This is a genomic window from Paenibacillus eucommiae, assembly GCF_017874215.1.
Lineage (GTDB): Bacteria > Bacillota > Bacilli > Paenibacillales > NBRC-103111 > Paenibacillus_AI > Paenibacillus_AI eucommiae.
In genome coordinates this window covers 396,007-418,575 of sequence record NZ_JAGGLB010000003.1, presented here as the reverse complement: position 1 = coordinate 418,575, position 22,569 = coordinate 396,007, and the positions used below count along the sequence as shown (strand labels likewise).

The window sequence follows — 22,569 nt, the reverse complement described above, 5'->3', positions numbered from 1 at the left end:
CAGACCTTAAAGCTGACTTTAAAGCTGACTTTTTTTACGAAATTCGATGGGGGACATATGTTCATATTTTTTAAATAAACGGCTGAAGTACATTTGGTCATCAAAGCCTACTAGAGCGGCAATTTGTCTAATGTTCAACTGAGTGTTATTGATTAGCTCCTTAGCTTTCTGCAGACGGTATTGAATTAAATATTGCTGCGGAGAAAGTCCCGTGTATTGCTTGAAGACGCTTGTGTAGCGGCTTGTACTCAAACCGATGTGGGCGGCAAGCTCAGTTACCGTTAGTTTCTTGGCATAGTTCTTATGCAGCAGATTGAAGGATGTGTGCAAATCGAGTTCTCTAGGATTCATATCCTTTATTTGCTCTTTGATCGATATGTTGCGCGAGATGGTGAAAATCAGCTCCTGAAGGAGTGAGGCAGATATGTGCTCGAAGTTGATCTGCCTTTCGGCTTCCTCTTCAATAATCCGCTCGAACAACCGCGGGATGTCGTCATTGATGCCGGTGACAAAGAAGCTATCCCCCCATAATTTGGCTTTAATCAGCAGCTCGGTAACCCCATAACCTGTGAAATGAAGCCAATAGCTTTCTGTCGGTTCTTCCCCAATTTTCGCATAATACTGTCTTTCATAAGGTTTGCCTATAAACACAGTCCCCGCAGAGATGATTTGTTCCTGATTAGCGATCTTTACCTTCATGGTACCCCTGTGAAGATAAGATAACAGAAAATCGACCCGCCCCTGTTCGCGATTAGCTAAGCCGGCTGGTTCGTCGTATTCATATCCGAGACAGTTGATCAGCAAATAGTCCTCACGGCTGTGATGACCTTTGTCCAATTGATCAGGGATCCGATAAACATACTGGTGTTTCATAAGCATCCGTCCTTAACAAGTGGGATATTCTTGCTTGAAATACACTTGTTATTATACCGCAACAATAATCGATAAGTCCATATAAGGAGAGGTAGAAAAATGAAGCGTAAAAAACTAGTGATTATTGGCGCCGGGAGTGCAATGTTCACGCAGGGATTGATTGCTGATTTCATTCAAGCGCAGAACTTTGGTAAATGGGAAATCAGCCTCGTTGATATCGATTTGCTGGCACTGGAATCGATCACCAGACTAGCTCACAAAATGATTGAACACACAAAGGCAGATCTGCTTATTAGCTCCTCGCTGGATCGCTGTGAAGTGCTGCCGTGCGCTGACGTGGTGATCACAACGATTGCAGTTGGCGGGAGAAGAGCTTGGGAGCAGGATGTTTTTATACCGAGGAAATATGGGATATTTCAGCCGGTTGGCGATACGAGTATGCCTGGGGGGATCTCCAGAGCATTGCGGATGATTCCTGTAATGCTTGAGATTGCCCATGATGTAAAGGCATTATGTCCAGAAGCCTATTTCTTTAATTATTCGAATCCGATGTCAGCCATATGTCAGGCTGTTCGCTGTGAAATGGATAGCCCAATGATTGGACTTTGCCATGGTGTCTTTCACGTAGAACATTATTTAGCCAGATTTGCCGGTGTCCCTCCAGAGAAAGTAAGTTCCTTAGCTGTAGGTCTCAATCACCTTACATTTATCTTCGATTTAAGATATGAAGGTCTTAATTTGTGGGATGAAATCGACAGGCAGCTGGCAGTGAAGAAAAGCAACATGGATCCTCATCTAAAGATGGCTGATTCTTTTCCTGAGATGGGCGGAAAAGTGCCTGATAGTAGCGAGCATTTGGATAATCCGTTTTCCTGGTCGCTGTACGAAAGATATGGGGCATTCCCGGCTGTATTGGACCGGCATGTGGTTGAATTTTTTCCGGAACGCTTTCCGGAAGGGCGTTATTACGAACAGCAGCTGGGTGTAGATGCATTTTCATTTGAAAAGGTAATTGCCTACGGCGATCAAATCTATCAGGACATGCATGATCAGGCTTTAGGGAAAAAAGCAATGGATTTTCAATTGTTGGAACGGACCTCCGGAGAACATGAACAACTGGTTGAGATTCTGCGCTCCCTGTATCACGACGAGCGTAAAACGTTTTCCGTGAATATGCCCAATGGTGGTGCTGTATCCAATCTTCCGGCACATAGTGTGCTAGAGCTGCCTGCCGTAGCGACGGGGAACGGATTTTATCCGCTTCATATACCAAATTTTAACGAGATTGCAGCTGCGACATTAACAAAAAGAATAGCAGTGGTTGATATGACAGTGAAAGCGGCACTTACCGGAAGCCGTAAATATTTCGTGGAAGCGCTGCTGCTGGATGGTTCGGTAACGGATGAGTCGACAGCAGAACGTCTGGCGGATGAATTGCTGCTCGTACATCAAGAGCATTTGCCGCAATTCGCTAACGAACTTAGACAAGTTTAACAATCTGAAAGGTGGAGATGCGACATGAATCACTCATACCATGAAATTTTCCAGCAGTATAAAAGTTTAAGAGAAACGTATGATTATATATTGTCACAAAGAGAAGCTCTTCTTCAGTTTTTTAATAGCAACGCCCCGGAAGAAATTGTGTTTGTTGCCTGTGGCTCCAGCTATTGGGGATCTCTCTCGGCAGCCGTCACGATGGAAAGTAAGCTTGGAATTAAATGCTATACGGTTGCTAGCGGTGAAGTTTTACTCAATCCAGATTTTTATAGAAAGTCCTACAGAAAGCCTTTAATTGTGGCTCCATCCCGTTCGGGATCAACATCGGAAACCATAGAGGCGATAGCCCTGATGAAAAATGTGTATCAGGCTCCTGTACTTAGCATTGTCGAATATGAGAATAGTCCACTTGCGCAGCTTTCCGACTTAAGCCTCTTTCTGCCATGGTGCAATGAAGTGAGTGTTTGTCAGACTCGTTCGTTTTCCAGTTTGTACTTAACTCAGTTCATTATTGCAAGCATTTGGTCAAATGATGACAGTTTATTCCGGGAAAGTGACCGATATATACAAGAATGTGTAGAGATAATCCGGACGAATGAAGGCAGGTTAAAGCGTATTGCAGAAAAGCCGTGGGATCATGTGGTCGCATTAGGCAATGGTGGTTTGTTTGGTTTGGCCTGCGAAGGTGCACTGATCATGCTGGAGATGGCCCAAGTGCCGGTTTCCTTTTACAATACGCTTGAACTGCGTCACGGTCCAATGGTAAATGTTAATTCCAAAACGTTGGTTGTCATGTTCAGCAGTGGAGGGAATGGGACCCGCCTTGAGGAAGAGCTGTCCCTGGACTGTCTGGCCAAAGGTGCTGGAGTCATAGCGATCGGAAAAGAAGGCACATTCCAACAAGCAGTTGATCTGTTTTCTCTAGAACAGGGGGCGGCAGCTGAAATCATTGGGCTTTATGGTTCCTTCGTTATGCAGGGATTGGCCTATTATAAAGCACTTCAAGTGGGGGTCAATCCGGATTCACCACAAGGCTTGTCACCTTGGATTCAATTGAGTCCGACAACGTTATGACCAAACCTTACGATGTACTTACTTTCATGGACGTATGTGTGGACTTGCTGATTTGCGGTGGAGATGTGGTTCCCAGATTTGGGCAAGCCGAGCAGCTTGTCGGCGATTATTCCATTGAGCTTGGAGGCTCCTGCTGCATTTTTGCTTCTCAGACAGCCAAACTGCAGTTGAATACGGTAGGTGTCGGATTTGTGGGGGATGATGCTTTTGGTGAACTTGTATTGGCACGTCTCCAGGAATCAGGGATGATTATGGATTATGTGAAAAAGGATAAGAGCTGTAAAACAGGACTGGGTATCGCTCTTTGCGATGTCAATGACAGGGCGATTCTTACTTATACCGGTTCGATTGATGCGATCGGACCCGACAATATCCCGGAGACATTGTTTTCTCTCACGAGGCACTTGCATATTGGAAGCTATTATTTGATGAAGTCATTGCAGCCTCATTTGCGGCATATCGTTCAGAAGGCCAAACAGAGCGGGATGACTATCAGTCTCGACACAAACTGGGATCCTCAAGAAACCTGGGATGATGGCATTTGGGATATTTTACCTTATGTGGATATTTTCCTCCCGAACGTTAATGAATTAAAAGCGATAGCCAAGCAGGAGACGGTGGAAGAATCGATCCAGGTGTTAAAAGAATTTGTTCCATTGATTGTCGTAAAAGAAGGGGCCAAGGGGGCATTCGCTTATAATGGAGGAAAGTACTTTAGAGCGGAGCCTCTTAAAGACATTCAGCCCATCGATTCAGTAGGGGCAGGGGACAGCTTCAACGCCGGATTTGTATACGCTTTTCTCTCAGGGCACGACATACAAGAATGCTTGCGTATAGGCAACTATTGTGGAGGAATGAGCACCACAAAGGCTGGCGGCATAGCAGGTCAAGTCAGGATAGTGTGAACGCAGCCCCCCTCTGCCGAAATGATCATGTACGCTACTTAACGATGTTTTCCATCGTAAAAGCGAGTGTTCCAGGTCAATCCGTCACGTTAATGATGATATTCATCGTTAAAAGAGGACAAATGCTCTCTCATCTCTCAGGTGGGTTTAAAGGGATTTTAACGATGATTTTCATCGTTAAAGCAAGGATGTGGAAAGGACCTGATGTTTTTAACGATGAAAATCATCGTTAAAGCATCAGGTCCTCCTCAACTGCGTGAGCTCTTCTTCTACAGCTCCTGCGTCCGCTGGAAATCTCCTCTAACCAAGAGAAAAACCCTTGCTGGCTGTCCGTTTGAGCTTGGTGTTTGTACGATTGTAGCTGAAAGAGGTAAGGGGTATGGGTGGAAAAGCGATAGCGTCCGCATTTAAAGATTTGTTCCACCTTTTATATTCTAATCAGGGAACAAATCTTTAACAGCGGTTGGAGCCCATACTCCTTACCTCCCCAAGCACTAGCTTCACGAACACGCACTCACATCAATGGACGCCTCAAGGCGTTTAGGGAATTTTATTGTTGTTCATTTCTTTTACGAATGAGATACACGCATTTTTTTCCGCCTTTTGCCAGGCATTCGGTCCGGGTAATGTCTGCATCCAGCAGGTTTTCAAACAATCCTAGCTCGCATTGGCAAGCATGATTGTATTTGTTGGCAATTTTAGAGATAGGGCAGTTATGCTCTTCTAATATGAATTCATTTTCATTTTTTTGCTGCCATTCGACCATGTAGCCATTTTCATTTTGAATATCTGCAAGCGTGGAAACCTTCTCTGCCAAATTTTTGTGATCCATGGATCCGGAATATTTGTTATAGAGGGTTTCTTTACGCATATCGAAAAGATGGTTGACCTGACTTTCCCCAGCTTCTTTGGCTAATTCACCTAGCAAATCAAGGGCAATAGCATGATACTTCTTGGGAAAATGTCTGTCAGCTTCTTCAGTTAAGCTATATATAGCTGTAGGTCTGCCCATAGGCTGGCGCAGGGTGCGGGATTCTATTAATCCGTCACGCTCCAAGGCATCAATATGACGGCGAACGGCCATGCCTGTGATACCCAGCTGTTCGGTGAGGTCTTTTGTACTCAACTCACCGTTTGTTTTCAGCATTTGCACAATTTGCTCACGTGTTGATAAACCGGAATCTTTCTTCAAAGCCACCACCACCTATTTTCACACATTTGTAGCTGTAAAAATTATTGTATGAATTAAATTCAGAAAAGTCAACATTTCTATATAGAAAGTTTTGAATCTTGAACTAGAAAAGATTGCCACTTTTTAAACATATGTATATAATATGTATATATAATAAATTAAACATTACAATGGCACCCATAAAAAAGGAAAGGAAGTGACAAGTCCATGATTACCCACTTTTCTCAACTTCAACTGCAAACCGTTTCTATCCACGGTGTAAAGCAGTTTTATCATGAACAATTACAGTTCCCTATCGTGTACCAATCAGATGACGAAATACAGTTTCAACCCACGGATGTTTTCATCCTTACATTCAAGGAAGTCTACGAGCCCCTCATCCCTGCGCACATTGCCTTTGAAGTGCCCTTCTCTGAATTTCTTTCTGTAGTAAGCTTGTTGGAAAAAGCAGGTGTTTCGCTGTTGGCATGGCCGGATGGCAGAACTATTGATAATTTTGAGCATGGAAGCAATCTATACTTTCGCGATGGAGACGGGAACTTACTGGAAATCATCACTCATACATACATTAAAGAGGAAGTACTGATTCCAAGCGGTATGCTAAAAATCCTTAATCTCAGAGAAATTGGGTTTCCTGTAGACAGTGTAATTAGTTTCAGGGAATTGTTAGTTAATTTGTTCGACTTCAAGCTTGGCAAGGTATCTGATCTTTTTACATTTGCTATTGGGGGAACTGCACATGCCGTTATTTGCTCAAAGAAAAGAAGATGGATCCCCATATCTATGTTCGCGCTACCCCCAACAATGAACGTAAGCATTGGAGTGACAGATCGTAAATATATTGACAAAGTCAAAGCCCGATTGGAAGAAAAAGAAATTGTTTATGCGGGGGATGATGAACTGTCATTTAAGATAAATGAGTATACATTTTCCTTAAAAGTAACTACATTTCCTGAAGAGTTGCCTACACGGTTAAACTTGCCACATTCGAGATTGTATCAGAAAAAGGCTTTAAGGCGTCCTTTGATGAGCGTGTTCGTGACGTGGTACGTTGTGGAGGGAATGGCTAGAGCCCACACCTACTCCCTTCCCCACGTACTGTCGTCACATCTACGCTCCTCAAAGGACGCCCGAAAGTGTATTTCTTTTTTTCTATTGTTGCTTGTAAAAATTTGCGGCTTTTTCCATGTAGATTTTATCATCATCATTTAAATCATCTTCCCAGGCAACCGCCCCTACTGGACAGGCAGCTTCACAAGCTCCGCAATCGATGCAAATATCAGCATCAATATAATACTGGTCGGGACCTTCCTGTATGCAGTCAACAGGGCATACGTCCACGCAATCAGCTGCTTTTTCTTCACTACAGCCTCCAATAATTACAAAAGCCATTTTGTTCACATCCTTTTAGGTTCTGATGTTTTAGATTCTGATGGTTTAGGTTCAGTTGTTGATCTGCCCGGAAGCGGAATTTGAAGCGGAAGCGGAATCAGACTCGGAATCTGAAAGCTGCTGCATAATTTGTTTAGCCAAATCGGTGAATATAGCGCCGTTTCTTGTATCCGGATGAAACACCGAAGGCGAGTCTGCAGGTTCTGAAGCGTCCGCTTCTACAGAAATCATTGGGATTTGAGCCAGCAGCTTCGTCTGCAGCTCTTCTGCAAGCTGGATTCCACCCATGCGTCCGAAAAGATAATGTTTTTTACCCTGATCAGCATCTTGAAAATACGACATGTTTTCTACTACGCCCAGAATTCTATGCTTCAATTGCTTGGCCATTGCTCCCGCTCTTGCGGCTACATGACTTGCAGCAGTGTGAGGAGTTGTCACGATAATTTCCGCACAATGGGGAATTTTCTGATGTACATGCAAAGCGATATCTCCTGTTCCAGGCGGCAGATCAATCAACATATAATCCATAGGCGACCAGGCCACCTCATTTAAAAAAGTCGATAACATCTTCCCAAGCATCGGTCCCCGCCATACGACAGGATTGTTGTCAGGCACAAAAAAATCGGTTGATATGAGTTGCAGACCCATAAATTCAACAGGCACAATACGACTCTTGTTGGTTAAGGATACTTTATCCATGCCGAGCATATCAGGAATACTAAAACCGTATACATCGGCATCGATAATGCCTACGCGTTTTCCGGATCTTTGCAATGCCAAGGCCAAATTGACGGTTACTGTTGACTTACCTACACCGCCTTTGCCACTCGCCACTGCGATAAATTGCACACCTGATTCTGGAGACAGAATAGGAGAGAGCGCTTCTGAGCTGGCTTTTGAGAGTGGTCTAGGTGCTAGGCGATTCGAAACAATTTTATCCCATTCATCCTTCGGTATGATCTTTATGCGAACATGAATGCCGGAAACTGCTGCTTTATTTAGAGCTTCAATAATCTCATTTCGCATGTAAGTTTGTTTCAAAACGTCCTCTGTGTGAAGAAGAAGTGTGAGCGCAACATGATTGCCTGTAACAAGAATATCGCGAATGAGTCCAATTTGTACTAACGGTTTGCCGCTTTCCTCGTCAAGGATGTGGGCAATTGCCCTAAGTATCTGTTCTTTTTCCATCTGGCTGCACCTGCCTATCGTACATTTCAACCTGAGTTGCACCTTTGTGAAAGATCATTTGTTTACGGCATCAAAACGTTTTTCCACTTCATTCCAGTTAACGATATTCCAGAAAGCAGCGACATAATCCGCACGTTTATTTTGATAGGTGAGGTAGTAGGCGTGCTCCCAAAGATCCAAACCAAGTAGAGGTGTTAAACCGCCCATGATCGGACTGTCCTGATTAAGCAGGCTTGAAATTTTAAGATTACCGCGCTTATCCACGCTAAGCCAAGCCCAACCACTTCCGAAACGGGCCATTGCCGCTTTTGAAAATTCTGCTTTAAATGCTTCGAATCCTCCAAATTGCAAGTTAATCGCCTTAATTAAGGAACCTCCAGGCAGTCCGCCCTTATTAGGAGCGATAATTTCCCAGAATAAAGAGTGGTTGGCATGGCCACCTCCGTTATTGCGTACGACAGTCCTGATTTCCTCTGGAACCTGATCGAGCTCCTGGATTAATTCTTCAACACTTTTCTTTTGCAGTTCCGGGTATTTGTCCAGTGCAGCATTTAAGTTGGTTACATAAGTATTGTGGTGGCGGTCATGGTGGATAAGCATGGTTTGTTCATCGATATAAGGCTCCAATGCATTTGCAGGGTAGGGCAGAGGGGGCAGCTGGTAAGTCATGTTCAAAAACTCCTCCTTCGGAAAGTGAATTACAGCCCTAGTGTATTAAAAAAAACATACATAGTCAACATATTTATATAAAAAGTATACTAATAGAGAATGGTTCTCAATTATGACGAAGACACAAAATAGTAATATCTAAATCATATCTTTAAATATATGTTTAATAATAATTGAATAATGGTTAAAAACTATGGAGAGTATGCTATAATTCTTCTGCTAGAGATAGCATATGGAGAAATACCTCTAAGCTGCGATTTCACTAGACATTTATTAAGAGGAGAGAGATGACGAAGATGTACAAAAAAAACGGAAAGAGCATGCCATTGAAGCTGTTGATAGGATCCATCAGCCTAATGCTGTTGTTAGTGCCAATGCAAGCGTATGGTATGCCATTATTTGAAAGTGCAGCTAACTATGAAGTGGGGAGTAAACCACATTCGGCAGTTGTTGGCGATTTCAACAAGGATGGGAAGCCCGATATGATCGTTGCGAATTATGATTCAAATACGATCTCGGTACTACTCAATGATGGAAATGGGGATTTTCTCCCTGAAACTACAATTGCTGTCGGCACGAATCCCGAATCCGCAGCCATTGGTGACTACAATAAAGATGGCAATCTGGACTTGGCCGTTGTAAACAATGGCTCGAGTGATATTTCGATATTGTTAGGAAATGGTAATGGGGCTTTTCAAGCGGCAGTTAACTATCCTTCAGGTACAAATCCTACATATGCAGCCGCGGGAGATTTGAATGGAGATGGAGTACTTGATTTAGCTGTAGCTAACTACAACTCCAATAATGTTTCTATTCTACTTGGGAACGCGGATGGGACCGGGACTTTTCAAGCAGCTGTCTACTACGACTTTGGCGTTGGCAGCAACCCGATATCTGTAAATCTGAATGACTTTAATAAGGACGGGGAATTGGATCTCGTCGTTACAAACGAATCCTCAAATAATGTTTCCATTTTGCTGGGGTCTGGAGATTCAAGCGGCTCGTTTGGGACTCCAGTCCAATACAATGTGGGAGCTCGCCCCCAGTCTACCGTTATTGGTGACTTTAATGGAGATGGAAATGCCGATTTGGTAGTAGTAAACAATGGTTCAGATGATATTTCCCTTATGCTGGGGACTGGAGACGTATCTGGAACATTCCTGCCTCCTGTTCAATATGATGTTGGCAGTTATCCAAGCTCAGCAGCTGTTGGTGATTACAACAATGACGGAAAGCTCGATCTAGTCGTTGCAAACTCGGGTTCGTTTAACGTTTCTGTGCTGCTGGGTGATGGAGCTGGCCGCTTACAAACGTCTGCCAGCTATGCTGTTGACGGGTTTCTGTATGCGGTTGCCGCTGCTGATTTCGACGCGGATGGAAAGTTGGATGTAGCCGTTGCAAACTACCTGCCGGATGATCTGTCCAATAAACTAACCATTCTTCGTGGTAACGGAGATGGAAAGCTGAAGACTGCAGCCAACTACGATGTAGGCATGGATCCGTACTCGGTTATCGTTAACGATTTCAATGGCGATGGTAATCTGGATGCAGCGGTTGCAAACAATGGCTCCAACAACGTATCCATTTTACTTAACGATGGAGCTGGAGCGTTTCAGAGCGCCGTCCATTATGGCACTGGTACTAAGCCCTACTCGGTAGCGGTGGGGGATTTTAATGCGGATGGTAAAGCAGATTTAGCGGTCGCTAATTCCGCCTCTCAAGATGTCTCAATTCTGCTAGGCAATGGGGACGGGACCTTTCAAGCTGCTGTCCAGTATGGTGCTGCTGTAAGACCGGTATCCGTTGCGGTTGGAGACTTCAACAAGGATGGAAAATTAGATTTGACTGTAGCAAACGCAACCTCCAATAATGTTTCCGTATTGCTAGGCAATGGAGACGGAACGTTCAAGGCAGCCGTTAACTTTGATACTGGAAGTACTCCTACTGCAGTTGCTGTCGGTGATTTAAATGCCGATGGAAATCCAGACTTGACGGTTACAAACACTAACTCCAATAACATTTCCGTATTGCTGGGTAAAGGGGATGGGACGTTCCAGAGTGCTGTCCACTACGGTGTTGGCAGTAGTCCGAGATCCTTAGCTGTTAGTGATTTAAATAAGGACGGGAAACTGGATGTGGTTGCTGCCAACTATAACTCCGGTGATGTGTCTATTTTGCTGGGTTCTGGGGATGGAACGCTCGCACCTGCAGTAACCTATAGCCTCGAATTAAATAGTGATCCCTACTCTGTAGCTATTGGAGATTTCAATGGTGACGAGAAGCCAGATATAGCGGTTGCCAATTCTTTTAGTAATCATGTTGCTATTTTGCAGGGGAATGGCGATGGAACAGTTCAAGCAGCAGTTCATTACGACACTGGTAACTTCCCAAGATCCATCGCGGTTGGTGACTTTAACAAAGACGGGAAATCAGACGTAGTTGCAGCAAACACTTTCTCGGATCATATTACACTCTTTAACAGCATCCCTCCAAAGTGGAAACTGAACCTGCAGTCAACTGCTGTCAGTGTTAATGAGAATAGTGGCAGTGGAGAAGTAACTCTCGTTGTAACCAGAGATGGTAGCAGTACAGGTGTAACAAGCGTTGTCTATACGACTTCAGATGGCAGTGCTATCGCAGGCGTGGACTATACAGCAGTGACAGGAACTTTGGTCTTTCAAAATAATGAAACTAGCAAGTCATTGACGGTTCCTATCATTAATAACTACTCCTATAATGGAAATAGAACTTTTAAAGTAAACTTATCTGATGCTTCACCTATTTCAGAGGCAATGTTAGGAAGTCTGAGAAGTGCTGACGTTACCATTTTAGATGATGAAGCGCCACCTTATACTGCACCTCCGAAGAAGCTGTCTAACAATGCTGCGCTTAGCTCGTTGAGCATTCAAGCTGATAGCAAGGCTGTATTGACACCGGCATTTAAGCCGGAAGTGATGCAATATACAGCTGTAACGGATTTGGAAGATGTAAGCATTCAGCTTGCAGCCGATGACGCTGCTTCTATCGTTACCATTGGTGGTGAGACGGTTAAAGGTTCGAAGTCTTTCAGGCTGAAAGAAGGAAGTAATGTTATTTCTATCTCAGTAAAAGCAGAAGATGGTACTGTGAAAAATTACAGCATTACGATTGTTCGCAATGCAAAAGAAGTGAAGCCTCCTGAAGAAACAACAGGGGTAAAACCTACTGATCCGAATGTAGGCAATCCTCTAGAATCAGGATGCCCATTCAAAGACATTAGCGGCCACTGGGGTAAAGCTATCATCTGTGAGGCTGCAGAAGCAGGTATTGTTAATGGAGTTTCAGAGCATGCCTTCAATCCGGATGGTCTAGTAACACGGGCTCAGTTTGCATTGATGCTGTTTCGGACCCTAAGCCTGCCAGGTAACGCGGAGAATGCTTCCATATCGTTCAAAGACGGAAATACAATTCCGGCATGGTCGAAGGCAGCAATTCAATACGCAGTTGATCAAGGAATTGTGAATGGATATCCGGATGGAACCTTCCGTCCCAATGCGACTATCAGCCGGACAGAAATGTCTGCGATGCTGGCAAGAGCTATGAAGTGGAAGGCTGATAGTAAAGAGGCTACATCTTTTGCCGATGATAAAGAAATCCCGGTATGGGGCAAGCCATTTGTGCTTGAAGCTTTCAATCACAACATTCTTACGGGACGGGAAGGCAATCGGTTCGAGCCGAATGCACAGATCACCCGGGCTGAAAGTGCTGTGGCACTAACACGTTTATGGAAAATTCTGCACCCTTAGTCATGAAGAAGGCGCCGCGAAGTGATGCGGCGCTTTTTTTTATTAGCTTGCTAGTTTGGAGATGAGCATTCCGTAGCAGCCCCCGCAGCGGCGTTAGCTGCATAACAGCGTAATTGCGTAACATCGTAACAGAGTAACAGCATAGCAGCGGGCCTCTCCCGATTGTTCGTGCTTGTCGCTTGATTTTTACGATGTTTTTCATCGTTAAAGTAAGGTTGTGGTGCTGACCTGGTGCTTTTAACGATGAAAAACATCGCTAAAACAGCAGCTCTTCATCGATCTTCATAGCGGGCCGCTTCATGGCGCTCCATCGAACTTCGTCGTTTCATCCCAGCGTCACTGCCCGCTGCGAAATCTCATCCAACAAAGAGAAAACCCTTGCCGGCTGTCCGTTTGAGCCTGGTGTTCGTGCGATTGTAGCTAAAGAGAGGGAATGGCTGTGGGAGGAAGAGCGGCAGCGTCCGCCTTTAAAGATTTGTTCCTACCTCCTCATGGACACATTCAAGGGAACAAATCTTTAACAGCGGCTGGAGCCCACAGCCATTCCCTCCGTTATGCACCGACGCCATGAACATACACATCAAAGGACGCCGCAAGGTGTCTCACTTAATTAAGTAAAGGGGGATAAAATTTACTCGAACAGGAAAAATAAGGTCATATCACACCCAACAAGCGAGGGCATTAGATGACTAAAACAAGCAACATACCGCAGCCGAAAACCTATGGGCCGCTAGGAAACCTTCCGCAGATAAATCTGGATGCGCCATTACAATCCATTATGAAGATTGCCGATGAACTCGGCCCTATTTTCCGGATGGACCTGCCTGGAAGATCAGATCTGTATATATCCGGTCATGAGTTAGTGAAGGACGCGTGTGACGAATCGCGGTTTGACAAGAATGTCTGGGCTCCACTGCAGAAGGTCCGGGCTTTTGGCGGAGACGGGCTTTTCACCAGCTGGACAGAGGAAGAGAATTGGCATAAGGCCCACAACATTCTGCTGCCAAGCTTCAGCCAGCGTGCAATGCAGGGCTACCATTGTATGATGGTTGACCTGGCTGTGCAGCTCGTCCAGAAGTGGTCCCGCCTCAACTCTGATGAGAGTGTTCAAGTACCTGAAGATATGACTCGCTTGACGCTGGATACGATCGGCCTGTGCGGTTTTAATTATCGCTTCAACAGCTTCTACCGGGAGCAGCCTCATCCCTTTATTATCAGCATGACACGGGCGCTTGATGAAGCGATGAGCCAGCTGCAAAGGCTTGGCCTCAAGGACAAGCTGATGGTCATTACAAAGCGCCAGTTTAATCATGATATTCAGACCATGTTTGCTTTGGTTGACAAAATTATCGCAGACCGCAAGGAGCATGGCAGTCAGGGCGAGGAGGATCTGCTGGCCCATATGCTTAGCGGCAAAGATCCTGAAACCGGTGAATCATTAGATGACGAAAATATCCGTTATCAGATCATAACATTCCTAATCGCTGGTCATGAGACCACGAGCGGATTGCTTTCCTTCGCTCTGTATTATCTTCTGAAAAATCCAGATAAGCTGCAGAAAGCATATGAAGAAGTAGATCAGGTTATGAAGGATCCCATTCCAACCTATAAGCAGGTCAGAGAGCTCAAATATATTCGTATGATTCTGAATGAATCTTTACGATTATGGCCAACGGCTCCCGCATTCTCCCTGTTTGCCAAAGAGGACACGATGCTTGCAGGTGAATTTCCTGTGCAAAAGGGTGGCAGCGTCAATGTGCTGATCCCCACTCTTCATAGGGACCGCGATGCATGGGGCGATGACGCTGAGGCATTCAAGCCGGAGCGCTTCGAGGACCCGAGCGCAATCCCTCATCATGCTTATAAACCGTTTGGCAACGGGCAGAGAGCTTGTATCGGACAGCAGTTCGCGCTGCAAGAAGCAGCACTTGTACTTGGTATGGTACTAAAGCACTTTGAGATTATTGACCATAGCAACTACCAGTTAAAGGTCAAAGAAACATTAACCTTGAAACCAGACGGTTTTACGATACAAGTTAAATCACGCGGCCATCAAGCCGCAGCTACTCTTTCAGCCGAAGAGAAGAGGATAGTTGAAGAGAAGATCAAGAAGCCGGCCTTTGCACCTGGAGTAGAAGCCCATAATACACCTTTGCTCGTACTGTATGGCTCCAATCTTGGAACGGCTGAAGGTATTGCGAGGGAGCTGGCAGATACTGCCCGTTTCCAAGGCTTCAATAGCGAGGTTGCTCCATTGGATGCTTATGTAGGCAAGCTGCCTAAAGAAGGGGCCGTCTTTATTGTGACAGCTTCCTATAACGGGAAGCCTCCAGGCAATGCGTCCGCCTTCGTGGAATGGCTGGATAAATTGGAACCAGGTGAATTAACCGGGGTTCGGTATACGGTTTTTGGCTGTGGTGATCATAACTGGGCAAGCACCTACCAGGAAATACCGAAGTTTATCGACCGGCAGCTTACTGCCAAAGGGGCGGAGCGCCTTTCTCCACCTGGAGAAGGGGATGCGAGCGGTGACTTTGAAAAGGAGCTCGAGGTGTGGAGGGAGCGGATGTGGCCGGACGTTATGAACTTCCTGAACCTAAAGTTCAGCGAGCAGGCTGCCCAAGACCGCAGCAGTCTTAGTGTCCAATTCGTCAGCGGGCTAGTTGATAATCCACTTGCTGAGAACTATGATGCCTTCCTCTGTGGTGTTAAAGAAAACCGTGAGTTGACGCCAAGAAGCGAACGGAGCACAAGGCATATTGTAGTTTCACTGCCAGAAGGCATCAGCTACAAGGAAGGGGATCATTTGGGAGTTCTGCCGCAAAATAACCAGATGCTTGTTGATCGTGTTTTACGCCGCTTCAAGCTGGACGGTAACGATCATTTGATTATTCATGCAACCGGACGGAGCGCCGCCCATCTTCCGCTTGGCAAGCCTGTCAGCTTGGCTGATTTGCTAAGCCATAGTGTTGAACTGCAGGAACCTGCTACACGAGCCCAGCTTAGGGAACTCGCGAAATCCACGGTTTGTCCGCCTCATAGGCAGGAATTGGAGTCGCTGCTGCAAGAAGATACTTACAAGACTGAGGTTTTGCAAAAACGGGTCAGCATGCTGGATCTTTTAGAAAAATATGAAGCGTGCGAAATAGCCTTCGAGCTTTATTTGGAACTGCTCCCGCCGCTTAAACCGCGCTACTATTCCATTTCCAGCTCGCCAAGGCAGCACGCCGATCACGCGAGTATAACCGTACGGGTAGTCAAAAGCCCAGCCTGGAATGGTCGCGGTGAATACCGGGGGGTGGCCTCCAATTATTTGGCAGAATGCGGGACGGGAGTTTCCATCGCTACCTTTATCCGCACTCCTGAGACGGGCTTCCAGCTCCCTGATCAACCGGAAACACCGATTATCATGGTAGGTCCAGGAACTGGAGTCGCTCCCTTTCTTGGGTTTCTGCAGGCTAGGAAAGTGTGGAAGGAAGAAGGCAAACGTTTAGGGGAAGCTCATTTGTATTTTGGCTGCCGCAACCCTGATGAAGATTTCCTGTACCAGGACGAACTAGAAGCTTATCAGCAGGATGGCTTGCTAACGCTCTATACAGCATTTTCCCGATCTGGCGAGAATCCGAAAACCTATGTGCAGGACCTGATGCTCCAAAATGCAAAGGAATGGATCAGACTTCTGGATCAAGGCGGAAAGCTCTATATATGCGGGGATGGAAGCCGTATGACTCCAGCCGTTGAACATGTTCTATGGAGCGCATACGGCGATGCCCACGGTATCACAGAGGAAGAGTCCCGCGCATGGCTTGCTCAGCTGGAGCGTAATCAGCGTTATGTTAAGGACGTTTGGTCCGGGCTGTAAGTACCTCTTTTAAGTACGACATTAAGATTAACTAAAAGAATAAACGATCCGAACTGCAGCAGAAATTTTCAATTCTCCCGGTTGAATAGGAGTGGCTTCACTTTTGGCCATTAGTGAAATCGGGTAGGGCGAGGGTTCATGTCCACGGGCTACTTCTTGAACTTGATTCGGCGTTCTATCCAGAGTCACTCCGAAGCTTTTTGCTATGGTCATTGCTTTTTGCTGGCCATTTCTAATGGCTAGTGTTAATGCTTGATTGTAGTAAGCATCTGGTTGTCCCACCATAAATTGAATACTCGTAACCGAGTTGGCACCATTTTGCACCGCTGTGTCCAAGATAAGCCCTGTTTGATTAACGCTCGGGATGCTGATTTGCAGCAGGTGCGTCACTTTGTATCCCCGGAACGTTTGTTTGCCATCCTCATAATTGTATTGGGTATCAATGTTGTAAGTGATCGTTTGAATATTCTCCTTCGGAATTCCCAATTTCATCATTGCATTCACCACATTCGTTATTATTGCAGCATTTTCCTTTTGAGCAGCAGCCAGGCTTATGTTTTCAGTCGTAGCTCCTAGCACAATTATCGTTTTGTCAGGTGCTGCAGAAACTGTGCCTTCGCCTGAGACCTCAATCAAACACTTGTTATTATGGGAGCATGAAGCATTCGTCGCTGGAGACGATATGAGGGAGTGCGGGTCATTCATAGGCCAACCACCTTTCATTTTTAATAGGATAGTTACTAGTAATGTATTTTAATTTTATCTTTTACATGACTACTCTTTATTTTCAGGCTCTATTTGTCGATGAATTGTATGGGGGAGTTAAAAACGATTTTACATATCTGAACTGTAAGCTGCGACTGCGGATTTACTTTTTTTAAAATTTGGGAGCGCTTCATAAAGGATATTGTATGACTGTGTCGAATTCAGTTATGAAAAAAGAACTAGAAAGGAATTATAAACCAAATGGGAGATTCCAAAAAAATGAAAAATCAAAGCAAAACTGGTTCTAAGGACCTGGAGGGACTCAAGCAGGTGCGCATCACAAATCCACTGAAATCAGTTGGTATGAAGCTTTTTCTTATATTTTTTATTAGTATTTTGTCCTTTGTGCTGGTCATGGGTATTTTTTCTTATCAGGTTTCCAGAAGTGTGATTCAGCAAAAAGTGTCCGACTCCAGTGAGCAGACGATCAAGCAAGCAGGACAGAAGCTGGATTACCTGTATCGCATTTATGACGACATTACGCTGCAGCTTTCACTTGATAGTAATTTTCACGATACATATGTTCAAATTCTTAAAGGCGATAATACAGCCTATGAGCGTAAAGAGCTTGTTCTGTTAATAGACGAAAAATTCACTTCCATTCTTGCAGGCAACAGTTCAATTAAATCGGCACAGCTCTACAGTACAGACGGACAATTAATTACGATGTGCTGCAACGGAAAGAGCAAGGATTTTGACAATATGGCTGAGGCTGATTGGTTTAAAAAAGTGGTTGAAGCAAATGGCGCGGCCATTTGGCTGGATTCTAAGGTAGAGGGGTATTCGAAAACGAGCAGCTCTTTTGCTCTCGGGAGACTGCTCAGCAGCACAACCAGCACCAGAGAAACTGTTCTAGTCCTTGAAATTGGTACGGATGTACTGAATAAAGAGCTTGCACAAATTGAATTGGGAGATCAGAGTCAAATTATTATCACTAACCAGCAAAACAAAAATATTGCGGTTAAAGACAATAGTGACTTGGAAAAGGATGCAATTATCCAGCTAAGTGAAGAGCAGTTGGCTGCAGGGCTAGGTACCTTTGAAACCCCTCAAGATGAGCTCGTCGTATTTTATAAAAGCAATATTACTGATTGGAACATCATCGGTTTTATGCCCGTAAGCTCACTTGTCAAGGATGCCAAGAAAATTTTCAATTTCACCTTGATTGTAGCGCTTATTGCAGCTGTTATTGCTGTTCTGATTGGATTATGGATGGTCCGGATGATCGGGAAGCCGCTTGTTAATCTTCGCAATCTGATGCAGCAGGGTGCGAAAGGGAATCTGACAGTTAGGGCCGGGTATAAATCACAAGATGAAATTGGCCAGCTGGGCGAGAGCTTTGATACGATGATGCTGCAGATCACGACGCTGGTTCAACAGACAAGCCTCTCTGCTCAACAGGTTCTGGAGACGGCAGCTGAGCTGACCAATTCGTCCAAAACAACAGCAATTGCAGCTAGAGAAATTGCCATAGCGACCGACGAAATCTCAAGCGGTGCAGCCGGACTGGCAACTGAGTCGGAAAAAGGCAATGAGTTGACACATCACATCGGTATGCAAATGAAACAGGTAATCGAAGCGAATCTTGAGATGGGCACTTCAGCTGCAGATGTTCAGAGCTCCAGCGAGCAGGGAACCAAATATATGTCTGAGCTGATCAACAAGACGAATCTGACTGAGGATATGATGCGCTCGATGGTTGAGAAGGTTGACAACCTGAAGGAAAGCACCAAATCCATCCGCAAAATTCTCGATGTGCTCAACAACTTAACGAAACAAACCAATATTCTTTCACTTAATGCTACGATTGAAGCCGCTCGTGCAGGCGCTGCTGGTAAAGGCTTTATGGTTGTAGCGGACGAAATCCGCAAGCTTGCGGATCAGTCTCGTCAGTCGATCGACGTAGTCGGACAAATCACCGAGACAATTCAAGGTGAAATCGACCAGACGGTTAAGGTACTATCGAACGCGACTCCAATCTTTCAGGAGCAGATCCTGTCGGTTAAAGAAGCGGATATTATTTTCCAACAGGTTGCCAGCCACATGGGCGGGTTTATTGAGCAGCTTAGCGCAGTCAGTGACTCGATCAGCACGCTGGATCAGTCCCAGATGGTGCTCTCCGATGCAATGACGAATGTCAGTGCAGTAGCAGAGGAGTCCTTAGCCACCTCGGAAGAGGTTGCTTCGCTTAGCTCCGAGCAGCTGAGCATCAGCGAGGGCTTGGTGAAGCTATCGAACAAGCTGGAAGAGCTGTCCGATTCCCTCAAAACGACGCTTTCTAAATTCAGGGTGGAATAAGTAATCCTCCATAGCAGTTATAGCACGTCATGGCCGTTCTCCGATTTGTGGAGAACGGCTTTTTCTTATGTACCTACCTCTTGGTATCTGCGCACAGATGTCCAAATGCTCATTGCAGTCACTCCCTCTTCTCCTCAGAAATCAGATGCCTTGGTGCTGTCCATTTGAGCGTGGTGTGCTTGCACTTTGCAACTGAGAGAGGGAATGGTTGTTGGTGGAAGAGTGATAGCGTCCGCATTTAAAGATTTGTTCTACCTCCTCATCTATACCATTCAAGAGAACAAATCTTTAACAGCGACTGGAGCAGACAGTCTTTCCCTTACGTAATGCACCCGAGTTTCGAGCACGCTCCTCTAAGGATACCAGCAAGGCTTTTTTTCTATATGTTTGTTTCCTCGCATAGAAGTTCATAATTAGAATAGGAATGAATCTAGTCACGATAGGAGCGAAGACACCTTGGAAAAAACACAGACAAGCGGCGATCTCGAAAAAAGAAGAATGTTCATCACATTGCTCATATTAACGCTGCTTCTTGCGTGTATTGCTGGCAGACTTTTCTGGCTTCAATTTCTAAGCCCTCATATATATACGGACCAGAAAAAAGATATCGTCAGAAATTCAGTTATCCAACGGCAGAAATCACTGGTTCTTACAACTGGCCGCGGCAACATTTACGATCGCAAGCTGCGCTCCTTGACAGGGGAACCCATCATTGCCCTAGCTGTGTTTCCCGATAAGTCTAACCAGCAAAAGGATGAAAATCGTGCAAAGCAGCTAGCCGCCATCTTGAAAACGGATGAAGAATCATGGACGGCCTTCGTCCAAGCTTCCAAGGTACCACGCTTATGGTCAGCGGACAATAATGGTATTCCAACTTCGCTAACCAAGGAGCAAGCTCAAGATATAGAGAGCTTGCAGTTATCCTATAGTAAAGTTGTCTATTCTGAAATACGTTATCCAGATAGCATGACAGCTAAACAGCTCATCGGATTTATTGGTGAGAATCCGGAAAGAATTGCGCAGACCTTTACAGATCAGCTTGCCTCTGGCGAACTTACCCTTGCTAGCAAGATTGGAGGTGCAGGCCTGGAAAAGACATTTGAGCCATGGCTTAGGGGAGTAGGTGCTACTTCAATTTCTTACTTTACCGATAATGCGAACCGGATGTTAGAAGGCTTGGGGATGAGACTGATTAAGCCAAGCAACAGCCACTATCCGCTTAAAGTGATTACCACTATAGATATGGATATTCAACAAAAAATTGAAGCCCTTATGGACAAGCTGAAGGTAAAAGAAGGGGCTGTTGTTGTGCTTGATGCAGAGCAGAGCGATATAAGGGTAATGGCTAGCCGGCCTGCTTATAATCCCGATCATATCGATCTTAAAGAGAATAACTGGAGCAATCATGCGCTTAAGGCGATGACGCCAGGCTCTATTTTCAAAACCGTTGTCGCGGCCGCTGCTTTGGACGAAGGGGTCGTTAAGCCTGATGAAACATTTAATTGTGAAGGGGCTCTCGGAAAATATGGATTTACCTGTTGGAAAAAGGAAGGTCATGGACATTTGACATTGGAGGAAGGCTTCGCCGAGTCCTGCAATATTGTATTTGCCGAGGTCATGAAAAGATTGAGCTCTAAACAGTTGGAGCTTTATGCCAGAAAGCTCGGTCTGCTTACTGAGCAAGGATGGTCTGGTTCTTCGAGGAAGTACGGGCAGCTTGAACAGTTGGACGCTGAAGAGAAGGGACAATTGTTTGCATCCGAAACACCAGAGGACGAAGGAGTAAGAATACAGACAGCGATCGGTCAGCGTGATGTCAGGATGACTCCGCTACAAGCTGCTAATATGGTCGTCACCCTTCTCCACGGAGGAGAGGTTTTCGCGCCAAGGGTGGCAACAGATATTCGCTATCAAACGGATCAGACGCTGCTGCGTTTTCCTGTTAAAAAAGTGAACAATAAAAAAAATCAACGCGTGTCAGCGGCAGCTAGCCGTAAAATTCTGAAGTGGATGGAGACCGTTGTAACGGATGGCACAGGGAAGGGTCTTCAGGGAGGGACATGGGAGCTTGCAGGAAAATCTGGAACTGCCCAGGTGCGGGTGGGCGAGCAGGAAAAGGTAAACCAATGGTTCATTGGATTTGGCCCAACAAGTTCACCTAAGTATGCTGTAGCAGTCGTTGTAGAGCATGCAGGTCTACGTGAGGAAAATAAGGCGATACCACTTTTTAAGGGGATAATGCAAATCCTGGCTGATAGTGCTGAGTGAAAATAAAGAAATATTGATAGCAATTTGAAAGAAACCATTACCTAGTTTAACATGGTATACTGGTGATAAAATCAAGATCAGTAAAGGAAAAGGCGGGATTAATATGCCAAAAAACACAAATGATACTAGACTGGAAAGCGATGAATCGGAATCGGATCTTCCGAAGGGGCTTGGCAAGCCGGCAACTCGAGCGCTTACTAATGCTGGGTACTTGAAGCTTGAACAATTCGGCAAAGTGACGGAAGCTGAGGTTTTGAAGCTGCATGGGATGGGGCCAAAGGCGCTGGGCCTGATCCGTCTTGCCCTTGCGGAAAAGGGCCTAACATTCGCCAATAGCTCAAAAGAAGACAGAAGTTGATAAAACTTAACGTGGTTAACTAAAATACGACATTTTTCGAGTGTTTTTTATTAATGACATTAACCATTTTCGTGTTATTTAATGCCATTAATTAATTTCTTTTTTTGTGGAATCAACCCGCTACTAACAAACACCACCTCACAGCTATCCTGCTGTAGAGTGGTGTTTGTTGGCTTTGGTATTGCACTTCACATTACGAACGATTAAACTGAAGGACGGTTTGGCTGATGTAATTTTTTGTCGGAAGGAGGAAGCGTGCTGCTCTTACTTTTCTGAGCTTCTTCGCTTTGCTTTTTAAAGCTTTCGTTTTGTTGTTCAATGCTTTGATTCTTCAACTAAATCACCTCATGATTGAATTTTATAACGCGCTCATAGTGTTGTCCTTAAGGGGTAATGGTATCCGATTTTTTTTTAATGATTATTTTCCTCTTGCATGTATAAAC

General features: G+C 45.1%; 17 protein-coding genes. 10 read left to right on the top strand and 7 right to left on the bottom strand.

The window, feature by feature from the left end; translation table 11 throughout:
- Positions 1–18: 18 nt before the first annotated feature.
- Positions 19–873, bottom strand: a complete 855-nt coding sequence (locus J2Z66_RS07330; protein ID WP_209970699.1) for an AraC family transcriptional regulator — start codon at positions 871–873, stop codon at positions 19–21.
- Positions 874–972: 99 nt separating this feature from the next.
- Here J2Z66_RS07330 and J2Z66_RS07325 point away from each other — a divergent pair, with 99 nt between their 5' ends.
- Genes J2Z66_RS07325 through J2Z66_RS07315 form a run of 3 tightly spaced genes read left to right on the top strand, consistent with a single transcriptional unit; the run spans position 973 to position 4,349 of the window.
- Positions 973–2,367, top strand: coding sequence for a family 4 glycosyl hydrolase (locus tag J2Z66_RS07325; protein WP_209970698.1), 1,395 nt, complete (start codon positions 973–975; stop codon positions 2,365–2,367).
- A gap of 24 nt (positions 2,368–2,391) precedes the next feature.
- The gene (locus tag J2Z66_RS07320; RefSeq protein ID WP_209970697.1) at positions 2,392–3,444 is read left to right on the top strand and encodes an SIS domain-containing protein; all 1,053 of its coding nucleotides are present in this window, start codon (positions 2,392–2,394) and stop codon (positions 3,442–3,444) included.
- Positions 3,441–4,349: a carbohydrate kinase family protein gene (locus J2Z66_RS07315; RefSeq protein WP_209970696.1), complete on the top strand. Its 909-nt coding sequence runs from the start codon at positions 3,441–3,443 to the stop codon at positions 4,347–4,349. Before J2Z66_RS07320 ends, J2Z66_RS07315 begins: the two co-directional genes overlap by 4 nt.
- A gap of 550 nt (positions 4,350–4,899) precedes the next feature.
- Here the strand turns inward: J2Z66_RS07315 and J2Z66_RS07310 are convergent.
- Positions 4,900–5,541, bottom strand: coding sequence for a helix-turn-helix transcriptional regulator (locus J2Z66_RS07310; RefSeq protein ID WP_209970695.1), 642 nt, complete (start codon positions 5,539–5,541; stop codon positions 4,900–4,902).
- A 207-nt stretch (positions 5,542–5,748) separates the two neighbouring features.
- On the opposite strand from J2Z66_RS07310, the gene J2Z66_RS07305 reads away from it, so the two are divergent.
- Entirely contained in the window at positions 5,749–6,753 is a 1,005-nt protein-coding gene (locus J2Z66_RS07305; protein ID WP_209970694.1) for a VOC family protein, read from the top strand.
- On the opposite strand, the gene J2Z66_RS07300 is transcribed toward J2Z66_RS07305, so the two are convergent.
- The 3 genes from J2Z66_RS07300 to J2Z66_RS07290 are packed head-to-tail and all read right to left on the bottom strand — an operon-like array spanning position 6,694 to position 8,790.
- Complete coding sequence (locus J2Z66_RS07300; RefSeq protein WP_209970693.1) at positions 6,694–6,933, bottom strand: ferredoxin family protein; 240 nt, start codon at positions 6,931–6,933, stop codon at positions 6,694–6,696. The two genes, J2Z66_RS07305 and J2Z66_RS07300, sit on opposite strands and share 60 nt — an antisense overlap.
- A 51-nt stretch (positions 6,934–6,984) precedes the next feature.
- Complete coding sequence (locus J2Z66_RS07295) at positions 6,985–8,121, bottom strand: Mrp/NBP35 family ATP-binding protein (protein WP_209970692.1); 1,137 nt, start codon at positions 8,119–8,121, stop codon at positions 6,985–6,987.
- A gap of 54 nt (positions 8,122–8,175) precedes the next feature.
- Positions 8,176–8,790, bottom strand: a complete 615-nt coding sequence (locus tag J2Z66_RS07290) for a superoxide dismutase (protein ID WP_209970868.1) — start codon at positions 8,788–8,790, stop codon at positions 8,176–8,178.
- Between the two features lie 296 nt (positions 8,791–9,086).
- Here J2Z66_RS07290 and J2Z66_RS07285 point away from each other — a divergent pair, with 296 nt between their 5' ends.
- The 3 genes from J2Z66_RS07285 to J2Z66_RS07275 all read left to right on the top strand — a co-directional run bounded on the left by J2Z66_RS07285 (position 9,087) and on the right by J2Z66_RS07275 (position 16,437).
- A complete protein-coding gene (locus J2Z66_RS07285) occupies positions 9,087–12,575 on the top strand; it encodes an FG-GAP-like repeat-containing protein (RefSeq protein WP_209970691.1) in 3,489 nt (1,162 codons plus the stop codon).
- 299 nt (positions 12,576–12,874) lie between these two features.
- The gene (locus J2Z66_RS07280) at positions 12,875–13,096 is read left to right on the top strand and encodes a hypothetical protein (protein ID WP_209970690.1); all 222 of its coding nucleotides are present in this window, start codon (positions 12,875–12,877) and stop codon (positions 13,094–13,096) included.
- Positions 13,097–13,260: 164 nt separating this feature from the next.
- The gene (locus J2Z66_RS07275) at positions 13,261–16,437 is read left to right on the top strand and encodes a bifunctional cytochrome P450/NADPH--P450 reductase (protein ID WP_209970689.1); all 3,177 of its coding nucleotides are present in this window, start codon (positions 13,261–13,263) and stop codon (positions 16,435–16,437) included.
- Between the two features lie 27 nt (positions 16,438–16,464).
- On the opposite strand, the gene J2Z66_RS07270 is transcribed toward J2Z66_RS07275, so the two are convergent.
- Positions 16,465–17,142 (bottom strand): SIMPL domain-containing protein, encoded by a 678-nt coding sequence (locus J2Z66_RS07270; protein ID WP_209970688.1) that lies wholly within the window; start codon positions 17,140–17,142, stop codon positions 16,465–16,467.
- Between the two features lie 279 nt (positions 17,143–17,421).
- Here J2Z66_RS07270 and J2Z66_RS07265 point away from each other — a divergent pair, with 279 nt between their 5' ends.
- The 3 genes from J2Z66_RS07265 (at position 17,422) to J2Z66_RS07255 (ending at position 22,126) form a co-directional block, all read left to right on the top strand.
- Entirely contained in the window at positions 17,422–19,500 is a 2,079-nt protein-coding gene (locus J2Z66_RS07265; RefSeq protein WP_245375334.1) for a methyl-accepting chemotaxis protein, read from the top strand.
- A gap of 456 nt (positions 19,501–19,956) precedes the next feature.
- The gene (locus J2Z66_RS07260; protein ID WP_245375333.1) at positions 19,957–21,768 is read left to right on the top strand and encodes a peptidoglycan D,D-transpeptidase FtsI family protein; all 1,812 of its coding nucleotides are present in this window, start codon (positions 19,957–19,959) and stop codon (positions 21,766–21,768) included.
- A gap of 103 nt (positions 21,769–21,871) precedes the next feature.
- A complete protein-coding gene (locus J2Z66_RS07255; RefSeq protein ID WP_209970686.1) occupies positions 21,872–22,126 on the top strand; it encodes a helix-hairpin-helix domain-containing protein in 255 nt (84 codons plus the stop codon).
- A gap of 203 nt (positions 22,127–22,329) precedes the next feature.
- Here J2Z66_RS07255 and J2Z66_RS43355 read toward each other — a convergent pair whose 3' ends face one another.
- Complete coding sequence (locus J2Z66_RS43355; RefSeq protein WP_281068801.1) at positions 22,330–22,461, bottom strand: hypothetical protein; 132 nt, start codon at positions 22,459–22,461, stop codon at positions 22,330–22,332.
- Positions 22,462–22,569: the final 108 nt, after the last annotated feature.

Excerpts from the sequence above, each read along its gene's own strand:
- J2Z66_RS07295 (WP_209970692.1), bottom strand. The coding sequence starts at position 8,121 with ATGGAAAAAGAACAGATACTTAGGGCAATTGCCCACATCCTTGACGAG.
- J2Z66_RS07315 (WP_209970696.1), top strand. The coding sequence starts at position 3,441 with ATGACCAAACCTTACGATGTACTTACTTTCATGGACGTATGTGTGGAC.
- J2Z66_RS07255 (WP_209970686.1), top strand. The coding sequence starts at position 21,872 with ATGCCAAAAAACACAAATGATACTAGACTGGAAAGCGATGAATCGGAA.
- J2Z66_RS07320 (WP_209970697.1), top strand. The coding sequence starts at position 2,392 with ATGAATCACTCATACCATGAAATTTTCCAGCAGTATAAAAGTTTAAGA.
- J2Z66_RS07270 (WP_209970688.1), bottom strand. The coding sequence starts at position 17,142 with ATGAATGACCCGCACTCCCTCATATCGTCTCCAGCGACGAATGCTTCA.
- J2Z66_RS07265 (WP_245375334.1), top strand. The coding sequence starts at position 17,422 with ATGAAAAATCAAAGCAAAACTGGTTCTAAGGACCTGGAGGGACTCAAG.
- J2Z66_RS07285 (WP_209970691.1), top strand. The coding sequence starts at position 9,087 with ATGTACAAAAAAAACGGAAAGAGCATGCCATTGAAGCTGTTGATAGGA.
- J2Z66_RS07305 (WP_209970694.1), top strand. The coding sequence starts at position 5,749 with ATGATTACCCACTTTTCTCAACTTCAACTGCAAACCGTTTCTATCCAC.
- J2Z66_RS07330 (WP_209970699.1), bottom strand. The coding sequence starts at position 873 with ATGAAACACCAGTATGTTTATCGGATCCCTGATCAATTGGACAAAGGT.
- J2Z66_RS07300 (WP_209970693.1), bottom strand. The coding sequence starts at position 6,933 with ATGGCTTTTGTAATTATTGGAGGCTGTAGTGAAGAAAAAGCAGCTGAT.
- J2Z66_RS07325 (WP_209970698.1), top strand. The coding sequence starts at position 973 with ATGAAGCGTAAAAAACTAGTGATTATTGGCGCCGGGAGTGCAATGTTC.
- J2Z66_RS07280 (WP_209970690.1), top strand. The coding sequence starts at position 12,875 with ATGGCGCTCCATCGAACTTCGTCGTTTCATCCCAGCGTCACTGCCCGC.
- J2Z66_RS07290 (WP_209970868.1), bottom strand. The coding sequence starts at position 8,790 with ATGACTTACCAGCTGCCCCCTCTGCCCTACCCTGCAAATGCATTGGAG.
- J2Z66_RS07275 (WP_209970689.1), top strand. The coding sequence starts at position 13,261 with ATGACTAAAACAAGCAACATACCGCAGCCGAAAACCTATGGGCCGCTA.